At 75.4% G+C, this 12,457-nt stretch carries 12 protein-coding genes; 3 read left to right on the top strand and 9 right to left on the bottom strand.

The window, feature by feature from the left end:
* The first annotated feature begins 82 nt into the window (after positions 1-82).
* Entirely contained in the window at positions 83-1,072 is a 990-nt protein-coding gene (locus HNQ79_RS11285; RefSeq protein ID WP_373312535.1) for a Rieske (2Fe-2S) protein, read from the top strand.
* Positions 1,073-1,137: 65 nt separating this feature from the next.
* Here HNQ79_RS11285 and HNQ79_RS11280 read toward each other — a convergent pair whose 3' ends face one another.
* The 4 genes from HNQ79_RS11280 to HNQ79_RS11265 form a co-directional block, all read right to left on the bottom strand.
* On the bottom strand, positions 1,138-2,688 hold the full coding sequence (locus tag HNQ79_RS11280; protein WP_185029664.1) for an FAD-dependent oxidoreductase: 1,551 nt from the start codon (positions 2,686-2,688) through the stop codon (positions 1,138-1,140).
* A complete protein-coding gene (locus tag HNQ79_RS11275) occupies positions 2,685-3,449 on the bottom strand; it encodes a class I SAM-dependent methyltransferase (protein WP_185029662.1) in 765 nt (254 codons plus the stop codon). Before HNQ79_RS11275 ends, HNQ79_RS11280 begins: the two co-directional genes overlap by 4 nt.
* A gap of 89 nt (positions 3,450-3,538) precedes the next feature.
* The gene (locus tag HNQ79_RS11270; protein WP_185030196.1) at positions 3,539-4,720 is read right to left on the bottom strand and encodes a lycopene cyclase family protein; all 1,182 of its coding nucleotides are present in this window, start codon (positions 4,718-4,720) and stop codon (positions 3,539-3,541) included.
* A gap of 264 nt (positions 4,721-4,984) precedes the next feature.
* A complete protein-coding gene (locus HNQ79_RS11265; RefSeq protein WP_185029660.1) occupies positions 4,985-5,629 on the bottom strand; it encodes a sigma-70 family RNA polymerase sigma factor in 645 nt (214 codons plus the stop codon).
* Between the two features lie 96 nt (positions 5,630-5,725).
* Here HNQ79_RS11265 and HNQ79_RS11260 point away from each other — a divergent pair, with 96 nt between their 5' ends.
* Entirely contained in the window at positions 5,726-6,736 is a 1,011-nt protein-coding gene (locus tag HNQ79_RS11260; RefSeq protein WP_185029658.1) for a MerR family transcriptional regulator, read from the top strand.
* Positions 6,737-6,872: 136 nt separating this feature from the next.
* Here HNQ79_RS11260 and HNQ79_RS11255 read toward each other — a convergent pair whose 3' ends face one another.
* On the bottom strand, positions 6,873-7,367 hold the full coding sequence (locus HNQ79_RS11255) for an NUDIX hydrolase (RefSeq protein ID WP_185029656.1): 495 nt from the start codon (positions 7,365-7,367) through the stop codon (positions 6,873-6,875).
* A gap of 176 nt (positions 7,368-7,543) precedes the next feature.
* Between HNQ79_RS11255 and HNQ79_RS11250 the strand changes: the two genes are divergently transcribed.
* Positions 7,544-8,107, top strand: coding sequence for a DoxX family protein (locus HNQ79_RS11250; protein WP_185029654.1), 564 nt, complete (start codon positions 7,544-7,546; stop codon positions 8,105-8,107).
* Positions 8,108-8,491: 384 nt separating this feature from the next.
* Here the strand turns inward: HNQ79_RS11250 and HNQ79_RS11245 are convergent, their stop codons facing one another.
* Genes HNQ79_RS11245 through HNQ79_RS11230 form a run of 4 tightly spaced genes read right to left on the bottom strand, consistent with a single transcriptional unit; the run spans position 8,492 to position 12,200 of the window.
* A complete protein-coding gene (locus HNQ79_RS11245; protein WP_185029653.1) occupies positions 8,492-9,007 on the bottom strand; it encodes a MarR family winged helix-turn-helix transcriptional regulator in 516 nt (171 codons plus the stop codon).
* A gap of 51 nt (positions 9,008-9,058) precedes the next feature.
* Complete coding sequence (locus tag HNQ79_RS11240) at positions 9,059-9,475, bottom strand: STAS domain-containing protein (protein WP_185029651.1); 417 nt, start codon at positions 9,473-9,475, stop codon at positions 9,059-9,061.
* A complete protein-coding gene (locus HNQ79_RS11235) occupies positions 9,472-10,623 on the bottom strand; it encodes a cobalamin B12-binding domain-containing protein (protein ID WP_185029649.1) in 1,152 nt (383 codons plus the stop codon). The genes HNQ79_RS11240 and HNQ79_RS11235 overlap by 4 nt, the downstream gene beginning before the upstream one ends.
* On the bottom strand, positions 10,620-12,200 hold the full coding sequence (locus HNQ79_RS11230) for a PP2C family protein-serine/threonine phosphatase (protein ID WP_229923421.1): 1,581 nt from the start codon (positions 12,198-12,200) through the stop codon (positions 10,620-10,622). The genes HNQ79_RS11235 and HNQ79_RS11230 overlap by 4 nt, the downstream gene beginning before the upstream one ends.
* Between the last annotated feature and the right edge of the window lie 257 nt (positions 12,201-12,457).

The raw sequence follows: 12,457 nt of genomic DNA, 5'->3' as shown, positions 1-12,457 counted from the left end.
CGGTGGCAGGGGCGACGGCGGCGCGCTCCCGCCCGGCGGTGGCAGGGGCGACGGCGGCGCGCTCCCGTCCCGTCGCGGACGCCTGCCGCTGCGGCTGCGGCGCAGTCCCGTGCCGTGGGAGCGGCAGCGGCCCACCTGGCGCGCTGCCTCCCCGGGGGTGATCGCCGCCGCCCTGAAGCGGGCGCAGGCCCGCCCGTCGGGCAACTGGTACGTGGTGGGGGCCTCCCGCGACGTCCCCGCCGGCCGGCCGGTGGGACGCACCGTCGCCGGGACGGAGGTCGTGCTGTGGCGGGGGGAGGACGGCGGGCTGCGCGCGGGTGCGGGGGCGTGCCCGCACCTGGGCGCACCGCTGAAGGACAGCCGGGTACGGTGCGGCACCCTGGTCTGCCACTGGCACGGGCTGGCGCTGGACGGCGCCCCGTTCGCCGGGTGGGAGCCGTTCCCGGTGCACGACGACGGGGTGCTGGTGTGGGTGCGGCTCGACCGGGTGGGCGGCGAGGTGCCGCTGGAACGTCCGGTGGTCCCGCACCGGCCCGACCCGGCGGGCTCGGTGGCGGCGGTCTGCACGGTCGTGGGGCGGTGCGAGCCCGAGGACGTCGTCGCCAACCGGCTCGACCCGTGGCACGGGGCGTGGTTCCACCCGTACTCCTTCGTCGACCTGACGGTGGTCGGCGCGCCGGGCCCGGACGCGGACGACGGCGGGGACGGGGACGCCTTCGTCGTGGACGTCTCCTTCAAGGTCGCGGGGCGGGCCGTGGTGCCGGTCCGTGCCGTCTTCACCGCGCCCGAACCGCGGACCGTGGTCATGCACATCACCGAGGGCGAGGGCCTGGGTTCCGTCGTCGAGACGCACGCCACCCCGCTGTCCCCGGACGCCTCGGGCCGGCCGCGCACCGCGGTGGTGGAGGCGGTCGTCGCCGCCTCCGACCGGGCGGGCTTCGCGGTCGCGAGGGCGGCCGCGCCCGCGCTGCGCCCGCTGATGCGGGCCGCGGCGGGACGTCTGTGGCGTGACGACATCGCCTATGCGGAACGGCGTTGGGCGCTGCGCAGCACCGGGCGCTTCCCCGGCTGAGGGCCGGCGGTCCCGCGCCCGGCCGGTGGAGCGCTCCATCGGCCGGGCGCGGGACCGCCACCTGCCTAGGTACCGGCCAGGGCGGCCAGGGCCCGCAGGGCGGGGACGCGGCCCCGGTCGGGGACCGTCCAGAGGGTCTGGCCGCGCAGCCCCCACCGTCGCAGCAGCGCGTTCGCGGCGAGGAAGCCCGTGGTGGCGGCGCGTTCCATCAGCGCGACGGGCAGGGTGGTCCGTACGAGATCGCCCGCGAGCACCACGGCCGGGTCGGGAGTGTGCACGCCGGGCCGGTCCCGGTGACCGCCCACCTCGAACAGCGGGCAGTCGGCCCGCCATTCGTGCCGGGCGTCGACGACCTTCGCGTCGCGGGTCTCGGGGTACAGGCGGTGCAGTTCGGCCAGCGCCCGGTCCTGGACGGCTTCGCGGTCGGCGGCGGGATCGACGGCGTAGGCGTGGAGTTCGACCACGGAGCCGCCGGTGCGGGCGGCCCACCGCGCGGCCTCGCCCTCCCACCGGTCCAGCACGCTGACGTTGTCCAGCGGCCCGTACCCGCCGGTGCCCAGGAAACCGGGCCGGCCGGCCGCGACCGGGCGGTCCAGCCACAGCCGGGAGACCAGGAAGGGCGGCGTGGTGCGCAGCCGGGCGATCCGCTGCCGCCAGGAGGCGTCGCCGAGCGTGGGCGAGCCTCCCACGACGTCCTTCAGGCCGCCGGTGTCCAGGGCGAGGACCAGTCCGTCGTACGCCACCTCCTCGCCGTCCGTACGGACGGTGACCCGGCCGTCGCCAGCCGGGGCGGCGCCGAGCACGGCCTGTCCGGTGCGCAGCCGGACGCCGTGCCCGGCGAGGTAACCGGCCAGGGGGTCCCACAGGGCGGCCGGGAAGGGCTCGCGGGGGACGTCGAAGAGCAGGCCCTCGCTGGAGCCGAGGAAGTAGATGTGGAACATCAGGACCAGTTCGGCGGCGGACAGCTCGCGGGGGTCGGCGAAGAAGCTGCGGGAGAACACCTCGAACGCCAGGTGGTCGGCGGCCTCGGGGAAGCGGATGCGGGTGAGGAAGTCGCGTGCGCTGACGCCGTCCAGGCGGTCGTACACCTCGGGGACGCGTACGTCGAGCAGGGGCAGCGCGGCCCGCGGGTTCATCCGGGCGAGGTCGCGCCAGCCGAAGGCGGGGCTGAGCGCGACGAAGCCCAGGGCGCTCCACGGCGGGGTGCGCGGCACGCGGGCGAAGCTGTCGCGCAGTCCGTCGCTGTGCTGGAGGGGGTAGTCGGGCAGCCCGGTGAGGGTGTCGAGGCCGGGGTCGACGCGGCGCAGCAGGCCGCGCAGGTTGTAGTACTGGCGGAAGAAGGCGTGGAAGCCGCGGCTCATGGTTGCCGGGGAGCCGTCGGCGAGTTCGACCGGCCAGCCCGCGAGCCGGCCGCCGAGGCTGTCGCCGCGTTCGTACAGGGTGACGTGGACGCCCCGTTCGGCGAGGGCGGTGGCCGCGGCGAGACCTGCGATGCCGCCGCCCGCGACGGCGACGGTGGGTGCCGCGCCGAGGACGCGTGCGTGTCCCGCGGGCCCGGGGATGCGGACGGCCCGGCGGTCGCGGCCCCGGCGGGCGCCGGCGGGGCGCGCGCTCACCGGTGCGCCTCGGCGCCCGCCGGGACGGCTTCCCGCCCGGTGCGCCCGGTGGCACGGGGCGCGGCGGCGAGGACCGTGTGCACGATGCCGGTCTGCCAGCCGGGCAGCGGCAGCACCCGTACCGAGGTGAAGCCGGCACGTCGGACGCGTGCCGCGAACCGGTCGGCCGTGTCGAACTCCACCACGCTGCGCAGCAGATGGCGGTAGAGGTCCCCGTCGCCGGACGCCCGGCCGGCGGGCAGCACGATGCCGTGGCACACCGCGCTCCACACCGCGCGGTCCAGGGGCCTGCCGCTGAGGGTGTACTCGTGCACCGCGAGCCGCCCGCCGGGGGCGAGGAGATCCCGCACGGAGGCCAGGACGGCGTCCGGGTCCTGCACGTTGCGCAGCAGGTACGCGGCGAGCACGGCGTCGAACGGCCCCTGTACGCCGGCTTCTTCGAGACGTTCGGCGGGTGCGTGGACGAAGGACACGTTCCGCGGCCAGGGCTTGGCGGCCGCCTGGTCGAGCATGCCCTGCGAGGCGTCCACCGCGACGATCTCCGCGAGCGGGGCGGCCTTCAGCAGCGCGGCGGTGGAGGCGCCGGTTCCGCAGCCGAGGTCGAGCAGCCGCAGCCCCGCCCCGTCGTCCGGCAGCCCGAGCCGGCGCGCTGAGCGGCGGAGGTGGGCGTGGTAGCCGGGGTTGGCGGCCGTCAGCCGGTCGTAGGTGCGCGCGGCACGGTCGAAGGCGGTGGACAGTGCGTCGTCGCGGAGCAGGGTCATCTGGTTCTGGGATCCTTTCGGTCGGTTCCTGGATGGCTCACAGCTGAGGTCACCCGAGGTGTGCGTCGCCTTCACCGGCGGACTCGCTCTCACTCACCGGCGCGAACGCGCGTGGGCAGCCAGGGCAGTTCCGCCGCCGTGCGCAGCATCGGCAGTACGGGGGTGCGCAGGCCCACGGCGAAGTCCTCGCGCCAGGTGGTACGGCCGTCCAGGAAGCGGAGCATCCGCTCCGGCCCGACCTCCCGGAACAGCTGGGTGAAGAACCGCGCCCCGTCCACCCGTCCGGTGGCGAGCGCGCGCAGCATGACGCCGTCCATGGCCCGGGAGCGGGCCGGGTAGGCGGGCGGCGGCAACGGTGTGCGGCCCCGCGCCCAGGCGTCGGCCACGGCCGCGCTCTGCCGCTGCACGGCGGCGAAGGTGTAACCGGTGGACGGGCGGGTGGCGCCGCCCGCGGTGCCGATGCGGAAGGCCGACGAGCCGGTGCGGCGCGGGAAACGGGCGTCGGTCATCGGGATCACCCCCTGTTCGACGCCGGTCACCTCGAACGCGCCCAGGTCCAGGACCCGGGACGTGTAGTGCCGCAGGGCCCGCTCGTACCCGGCGTCGTCCAGCGGCTGCGGGGAGAACTCCGTGTACTCCACCAGCGCTTCGTACGCATTGAGCGGCAGTACGTAGCCGAAGGACAGCCCGCGCGGGGGCTGCGGGGTGCGGAAGTCCATCAGGTCGGCGGTGGAGGGGTCGAAGGACGGCTGCCGGGTGCGGACGAACCAGCCCCGGAAGTGCTGGAGCAGCAGCGTGCGGGACGGGGGCAGGGCGCGCGGCGGGCGCGAGTCGAACACCCACCGGGCCCGCATCCGCAGCGGCGCGCCCTGCGGGGTCGTGCCCCGTACCTCGGCGCCGGGCCGCAAATCGTCGATGCGGTCGACCGTCGCGGTCACCCGGCGCAGCTGCGGCGACGCGTCGAGCCGGGCGCCCACCAGCCGTTCGAAGTCCGAGGAGCGCAGCATCTTGTACCGCGAGGGGGTCAGCGGGCAGTGCACCTCGTCCCCGTCGCGACCGCGCAGCCGCAGCCGGTCCCAGGAGGCGCTCAGCACGTCGTCGTACGCGCCTCCCGGCCGCTCCCAGAAGCACCAGGTGCGTTCCGGGGGGCGCAGCGGGCCCGGTGGCGCGTCGACGAGGGTCACGGTGGGCCGGGCGCGTCCGGCGGGGGGCGCCGCGCAGAGCCGGTGGACGAGGGAGAGACCGGCGGCCCCGGCGCCGACGACGACGATCTCCGTGTCGTACGCGCTGCCGGGCGCCGGGACGTACGAGCCGCTGGGCGAGGTGCCGGACGGCGCGTCGGGCGGAGCGTCGCGAGGGGCGTCGGAAGGCGCGGCGGGCGGGTGCGGGAGTTCGTGCGGTGGTGACAAGGTGCGCCTCCGTCCCTTCCTGATCGCGCCGAGGACCGCTCGCCCAGCATTCCGCACGGGAGGGGCATTCGGATGCACGTGAAGCGGGCGCGTTGGGGCCGGCCCGTCCTCCGGCAGCTGAAACGTTCATGCGTCGGTCTTGGCGCGCGCCTCCTCGGACGCCGTCCTCGCGGCGGGCACCCTGCCGAAGCTGCCCGCAAGACCGGCGCGCAAGGTGGCCAGTCCGCGCCGGGAGTGGCTCTTGACCGTCCCCAGCGGCAGGCCGGTGAGGGCGGCGATCTGGCTCTGCGGGAAGTCGCCGTAGAAGGCCAGGCGCAGCACCTGGTACTGGGCCTCGGGCAGCTTCGCCAACTCCTGGGCGACCAGGACCCGGTCGAGCAGGTCGTCCTGCCGGAAGTCGGCGGCCGGAGCGGGTGCGGACACCCCGACCGCGGCGGCCACCTCCGCACGGCGGGCGCGCGCGGCCAGTGCGTCGGCGGTCTTGTGCCGGGTGATGCCCACCAGCCAGGCGGCCAGCGGGCCGCGGTCGGGCCGGTAGCCGCCGCGTCCGCGCCAGGCGGCGAGGAACACCTGCTGGGTGACGTCCTCCGCCTCCCGGGCGTCGCCGAGCGCGCGGGAGGCGAGACCGTGCACCAGCGCGCCCCACCTGCGGTACGCCGCCGCCAGACTCTGCTCGTCCCCGCGCACCAGGCCGTGCGCGATGCCCTCCCACTCCTCGGCCGTCTCCCCCGCCGGCACGTCGACCGCCACCGCCTCCACACGCACCCCCACGTCCCGCGGCCCGCGCCGCTCCTGTTGACAGGCCACAGTGGTCGGGGCGGGGCCTGCGGGGCAAAGTGAATCGATGTTGCGTCGTATGCTCTGGCCATGAGTTCTTCGCCCGTAAGGGAACCGGTCGGCGCCGCCGCGGCGGCGCTGAGCACCGGTGCGGTCGCCCGTCGTCTCGGGGTCGCCCCGACGACGCTGCGCACCTGGCACCGGCGCTACGGCATCGGTCCGGCGGGCAAGGGCGGGCAGCACAGGCGGTGGGAAGCCCGCGACGTGGAAGTGCTGGAGCGGATGTGCCGCCTGACCGCATCGGGCGTCCCGCCCGCCGAAGCGGCCCGCGCCGCGCTCGCGGCACCGTCCGGCCCGCCCGCGACGGGCACCGCCCCGGGCGACGACCCGGCCGACGCCCCCTCCACCACGCCCGCCCCCGGCCGCACCCGTCCGGCGGCCCGGTCCCTGTCCCGCCCGCTCGCCGAGTCCCGGGGGCTCACCCGGGCGGCGGCCCGGCTCGACGCACCCGCCGTCGACCGGCTGCTGACGGCCTCGATCGCGGAACGCGGACTGGTCGCGGCCTGGGACGACGTGATCATGCCCGCGCTGCACTCGGTGGGCCGCAGGTGGCAGACCTCGGGCGACCGGTACGTGGAGGTCGAGCACCTCCTGTCCTGGCACGTCTCCCGGGTGCTCGCGCGCAGCGCCCCACCCCCCGCCGACCGCACGCCGCGCCCGTCGTCCCCGCCGGTGCTGCTCGCGTGCGTACCCGGGGAGATACACACCCTGCCGCTGGAGGCGCTGGCGGCGGCACTGGCCGAACGGGACGTGGCGGTGAGCATGTTCGGGGCCTCGGTTCCGGTGCCGGCCCTGGAGGAGGCGGTGCGCAGGACGGGGCCGGGCACCGTGGTGCTGTGGTCCCAGGCGCGGAGCACCGCCAGCCGTCCGCTCGCCCAGCACCTGGGCTCGATCACCTGGGGGGTACGGGGCGCCAGGACCGGCCCCGCCATGATGCTGGCGGGCCCCGGCTGGGCCGGCCCGCACCTGGCGGGGGCCCTGCGCCCGCGAGGGCTCCGCGAGGCCCTGGACATGCTGCTGCCACCGGGCGCACCGCACTGACGCGGGGCGGCCGGAGCTGCCTGGGCGAGGTCCGCCCGGCCCGCTGCGGCTCCCGTCCCGAAGTCCGGGGCGGTGCGGCCCTGCTCCGGGGCGGGCGGCCTGCTCCCAGACCGTCCCGGAGCCCCGCGCGGCCCCACTACGCGCCCGTCCCGCCACGCACCAGGGCACGCAACCGGTCGACGAAGACCCGCTGGCCCGACACCAGCCGCTCGGCCGCCTGCTCCGGGGTGCACCAGGCGAACCTGTCCATCTCCGGGAACTCCTGCTGCACACCCGACCCGCGCGGCCACTCCAGGACGAACGTACCCGGCACGACGGCCGACGGGTCGAGTTCCGCCTCCAGTGCCCACACGACGACCGTCTTGCCGCTCTTCTGGCGTGCCTCGCCCAGCGGCAGCCAGGGTCCGTCGGGGACGGGCAGCCCCAGCTCCTCGACGAATTCGCGGCGGGCCGCGGCCACGGGGTCCTCGTCGGGTGCGTACTCCCCCTTGGGCACCGACCAGGCGGCAGCTTCCCGCCGCTGCCAGAACGGGCCGCCCATGTGCCCGATCAGCACCTCCACGTCCCGGTCGGCTCCTCCGCCCGTGATGCGGAAGAGGAGGAGTCCGGCGCTGCGCCTGCCCGTCGACATGTCGTCAAGTCTGCGTCCGCCGCGCGCGCCGCGCCCGCCCGTGGCGCGCCGGGCCGCCGGGTCGTCTCCCGTACGGAGCAACATCGCACCGCCCGGAGGCCCCGCGCCACGCAGAGTGGGGACGGTGGCCCGTGCCTCACCCGGGCTCCACGGTTCCACGACTCCAGGGAGACCCCATGGCCCGCTGTTCGCACCGCCACCCCGCCCTCGGCACGAGTCGCCGGCGCGACCTCGGTCTGCTCGCGCTGCGTGTCGGTACCGGGGCGGCGCTGGCCGCGCACGGCTCGCAGAAGCTCTTCGGCTGGTTCGGGGGCGGCGGCATCGAGGGGACGGGCACCGCGATGGAGGCCATGGGGTTCGCCCCGGGCAGGCAGAGCGCGCTCGCCGCGGGCCTCGGGGAGGCGGGCGGGGGCGCGCTTCTGGCGCTCGGTCTCGCCACTCCGGCAGCCGGGGCTGCTGCCGCGGGTGCCATGGCGGGCGCCGTGGCCGTGCACGCCCCCGCCGGGTTCTTCGCCCAGTCGGGCGGTTACGAGTACCCCGCGTTCCTCGGCTTCACGGCCGCCGCGATCGGTCTCGCGGGCCCGGGTCGGTACTCGCTCGACCATGCCACCGGCCACCGTTTCGACCAGCACTGGACAGTGGCCGTCGCCTTCGTGGCCAGCGCGGTCGCCGCGACCGTGGTGGTGGGCAGGCGGCAGCGCCGCACGAACGCGGGCGCGGACGGCGACGCGGGGCACTGACCGGGGCCGAACCGGGCCGCGTGCGCGCGTGCGGCCGGACTCCGCGCGCTCGTCCCGGGGCGGGAGCCGCCGGTGAACGGACCCACCGAACCCGTTCGGCACCGCTGTGTCCCGAGTCACCGCCGGGTGCGGGACGCAGCGGGAACACGCGGTGGGGGCCGTGCGTTGAGCCAGGTGTGACCGCGGAGGGGACAGTGTCCCCGGGCCCTATCCGCAGCCCATGGGGAAGATCGTTCGGCTGAAGCCCCATGGAGCCCCTCGCCGAGAGGCGACCGCCCTCCGCGTGTCACACCCCTTGCCGCCCCGGCTGGTCTCCCCCGTCCAGTCGGGGCTTTCGTCCGTCCGGACGCCGGACGTCCGGGACCTTCGTGGGCTCCGTCTCCGTCAGGCAGCCGGGTGCCGACCGGGCCTCACGGGGCTTCTCAGATCCTCGTCGGAGGCGGCGGTGAGCTGGGTGGCGAGCCCGGCGAGCCCGGTGGCCAGGGCGCGGCGTTCGTCCACAGGCATGTTGTCGATGGCCCGGTGGAGCATCGTCTCGCGCTGCTCGCGGATGCGCCGCAGGTGTCTCTTGCCCGAGGGGGTCAGTCGCAGGGTGATCTCGCGCCCGCTGCCGGGGCACGGCAGCCGTTCGACGAAGCCGATGGCCTGGAGGCGGTCGCACATGCGGGTCACGTTCGGCGGCGAGGAGGCCAGGAGCTGGCACACCGCCCGCATCCGTATGCCGTCCTGGCGGTCGACGACGTACATCAGGCGCAGTTGTGACGTGGAGACGGGAGCGGTCGCCTGCGCGGTGGAGTCCCTGGCGCGCTCCCACATCACGTCGAGGAACTCGGCGATGGTGCCGGCGGACCGGGTGGCGTCCTCGCTGATCGTGCTGGGGACGGCGTCTGGTGAAGGCATGGCTCCCCGGTCGGGTGGGTGCTTCTGCCCAGGGGTCGGCGGGGCAGTGGCTCAGTGGTGGCTCTCCGGCCCGGTGGGGCGGGCCGCCGCCTGTTGCTCCTCGGCTTCCGAGGAGCCCGCGGTGCCGGTGGGGGACGACGCCGTGGTGAGGTATTCGAGGGTACCTGTGACGTCCAGCAGGCGGTCCAGTCTCTCGGACCGGTCGTCCAGGTGCAGACGTACCTTCGCCGCGGCGGTCCGCCGGTGGACCATCAGCAGTACGGACAGGCCCAGGGAGTCGACGGTGGTGACTCCGCCGCAGTGCAGGTGCAGGTCCCGCAGGTGCGGGCGGGCGGCCAGCTGACGGTCCACCTCGGCGAGGAGGAGGTCGGCGTGGTCGTGGTCGAGGTCGCCGTGGAGCTCCATGCGGACCCGGTGTGCGGAGTCGCTCGTGGTCAGGCGCAGGGGGGCGGCGGGCAGCGAGGTCATGCGGGTTTCCCGGCTGTCGGCTGGTCGGTAACGGGGTGATCGGTACCCGTGCGGTCCGTGGCGGTGGGGGCCGTCGTGGCGGTTCCGGCGGTCAGAGCGTGTGCCGCGCAGCCGAGCAGGCGGACGGCCCGCGGGAAGTCCTTGAGCTCATGGGCCAGCAGGTCCAGGGCCGGAGGCAGGCTCTGGGCGGGCACTGCGCGTGCGGTGAGGATCCGCGCGGTCCAGGTGACGAAACCGGTGAACAGTTCCTCATCGCCGAGGTAGAGGGCGGTGGCGAGGAACTCCACGATGTGCGCGAGGTCCTGCGCGGTGCGTTCGCGCTGGAGGTCGTCGTAGGAGCGGACGGCGGGGAAGGCGTCGTGCAGAGCGGTGAAGACGGCCCGTACCAGGGAGTCGCTGTTGCGGGTGACCAGCGTGTACTCCTGATCGGCCAGGTGCGGCAGGTCGTCCAGCTGCTGGTGGTCGGGGTTCGGGCGCGGCAGCGGACCGCGGGCCAGCAGGTCGGCCGCGGTGCGGGCGTCGGGGGCCCAGGCGTCGGCGCCCAGCAGCGTCGCGTACCGGCCCTCGGGGCCGAAGGCGGCCCCGCCGGCGAGGACGGGCACCCCGATGGCCTGGCACGCGGTGATCGCCGCGTGCGCGGTGGGCAGCCGGGTCGCGATCGAGCCGGACAGGGCGACCGCTTCGGCGTGCGTGGTGTGCAGGTGGGCGATGAGGTGCGGGGCGGGGACCTGGGCGCCGAGGTAGTCGACCTGCCAGCCCCGGAGCTTCAGGACCTCCGCCAGCAGGCGGGCGGGCAGCGCGTGCCATTCGCCGTCGGCGCATGCCACCGTGATCCGGCGTCCCGAGGGCGTGGCGCGGGCGGCGGGATGGGTGCCGAGGGCCGCGACGGCCCGTTCGTTGATGGCGGTCGCGGCGTGCTCCTGGGCCACGCCGATCCGGTTGGCCGCCCATTCCACGCCGACCCTGGCCTGCACCACCGCGATGACGTCCAGCAGGACGCTCTCGGGGCCGACGCCCTCGTCGAGGGCGCGCGCCACGACCGCGGTGGCGGCGCGCTCGTCCGCCACGGACACGGCGTTCCACAACTGCTCCGCCCACTCGGCGGGCCCGGTGCGGCCGGGGAGTCTGGAGGGGGTGCTGGTGCTCATGCGGTGAACCTGCCCCGGGTGTGGCCGTCCACCGCACTCAGGTGGTGGGTTCGAGGCGCGGAGATGACGACGACGGCCATGTCGTCGTGCCGCCGGTTGCCGAGCCACTGCGCCGCCAGCATCTGGACGTGTTCCGCGATTCCCTCCGACGGCATGCCCGCGCAGTCGGCCAGCGCCCGCTTGAGGCGTTCCTCACCGAACTGGGCGTCGCCCATGGGACCGCCCCTGGCCTCGGTGATGCCGTCGGTGTACAGCACGCAGGACTCGCCCGGCCCGAGTGTGAGCTGCGCGGTCCGGGCGCTGACCTTGGGCATCGCGCCGACCAGGGTGCCGCGGGTGTCCGCCTCCTCCACGCTGCCGTCCGCGCGGACGATCAGCGGGGCGGGGTGCCCTCCGCTGGTGAGCCTCAGGTCCACCTCGCTGCCCCGGCGCACGGCGGAGGCCAGGACCAGGGTCGCGAACCGGGTGTGCTGGGAGTTCAGCAGTGCCGTGTTGAGCAGGTTCAGCATCCGCTCGTGGTCGTCGGCCAGCGGCAGCAGCGCGTGCAGCGTGTTGCGGATCTTGCCGGTCAGTACGGCGGCCTCCAGACCCTTGCCGCACACGTCCCCGAGGGCGACCAGGGACGCCTCGCCCTCCACGGGGGCGGGGTGGACGTCGTAGAAGTCGCCACCGATCCGCTCGTCGTCCGCCGAGGGGCGGTAGTGCCCGGCGAAGTCCACCCCGGAGATCTGGTGCAGGGTCGGCGGCAGGAGTTCCCGCATGAGGACTTCGGTGAGGGCGGTCTGCTCCGCGTAGAGACGGGCGGCCGACATCGCGGCGCCCGAGCGGGCGGCGAAGAGGCGGGCGAAGACCTCTTCCTCGCTGGTGAAGGCGGTGCTGTCGGCCCTGCGGAGCAGGACCAGGGCACCGGCGGCGACGCCGTGGCCGGGCAGCGGGGTGATCACTATCGAGCCGACCGGACCGAAGTCCCCGGGAACCATCCACTCCGGTGCCGTCGAGGGGTCGATCCAGCGCGAGGGCACCGGCGGGAATCCGCGCAGCGCCTCGCCGAGGCCCGGTACGTCGTCCGGGTCCATGGTCTCCTGCGAGAGGACGGGCGTGCCGCCGCGCACGCAGGTGACCACGGGCAGCCGGTGACCGCGGGACGGCGCGATGGCGAGCGCCGCGTCGGCGAGGTGCTCGGCCGCCATGTGCGCGGTGACGTCCATGCAGCGCCCCAGGTTGAGCGAGGAGAGCAGGACATTGGACGCCTCGGCGAGGAACGCGGTGCGCTCCCGCTCGACGTGCAGCGCCTCGCGGGCAAGGTGGCGGTCGGTGTCGTCGACGAGCCACCACGCGACCGCGCCGTCGTCCCGCACGCCGGGATGCGCTTCGTAGTGGCGCCCGGCGATCTCGCCGCGGTGCGGTGCGTCGGCTTCGGGGGCGGTGTGCGGGCCTGCGCTCCGCAGGGAGCGGTGCGCCTCGGCGAGCCAGGCCGGGGCCACGGCGGCCAACGGTGCGCCGGGGTCCGCCCCGGGCAGGAGGGCTCGGGCGGCGTCATTGCGCTGGACGACGGCGTCACGGGCGTCGGCGACCAGGACCGGGTAGGGGGCACGGTCCCACGGGAAGGCCGGCTTCGGTGCTGCGACGGTTTGCGCTTGGCTGAAACCCAAATAACGAGGATCCGCTGCGCGAATCCCTCACCTCATCAACTCGACGGGAACGTTGCCTTTGAGCAACCTTCCCTCACTTCGTTGCCTTCTGGCAACCAACCCCGTCTCCGCAGGGCTCTCGCGGGCCCCGGTGGGGCGACTCCGCGCGGCACACCCGCACACCGGGGCCGAAAAAACAAAAG

Origin of the sequence: Streptomyces candidus (genome assembly GCF_014207445.1) — a bacterium.
In the GTDB taxonomy this organism is placed as follows: domain Bacteria; phylum Actinomycetota; class Actinomycetes; order Streptomycetales; family Streptomycetaceae; genus Streptomyces; species Streptomyces candidus.
The sequence above is the reverse complement of the archived record's forward strand: the minus strand, read 5'-3'. Positions and strand labels throughout refer to the sequence as shown.

Coding starts and splice junctions, on each gene's coding strand:
- HNQ79_RS11240 (WP_185029651.1), bottom strand. CDS start 9,475: ATGACCTCGCTGCCCGCCGCCCCCCTGCGCCTGACCACGAGCGACTCC.
- HNQ79_RS11235 (WP_185029649.1), bottom strand. CDS start 10,623: ATGAGCACCAGCACCCCCTCCAGACTCCCCGGCCGCACCGGGCCCGCC.
- HNQ79_RS11255 (WP_185029656.1), bottom strand. CDS start 7,367: ATGTCGACGGGCAGGCGCAGCGCCGGACTCCTCCTCTTCCGCATCACG.
- HNQ79_RS11245 (WP_185029653.1), bottom strand. CDS start 9,007: ATGCCTTCACCAGACGCCGTCCCCAGCACGATCAGCGAGGACGCCACC.
- HNQ79_RS11260 (WP_185029658.1), top strand. CDS start 5,726: ATGAGTTCTTCGCCCGTAAGGGAACCGGTCGGCGCCGCCGCGGCGGCG.
- HNQ79_RS11275 (WP_185029662.1), bottom strand. CDS start 3,449: ATGACCCTGCTCCGCGACGACGCACTGTCCACCGCCTTCGACCGTGCC.
- HNQ79_RS11250 (WP_185029654.1), top strand. CDS start 7,544: ATGGCCCGCTGTTCGCACCGCCACCCCGCCCTCGGCACGAGTCGCCGG.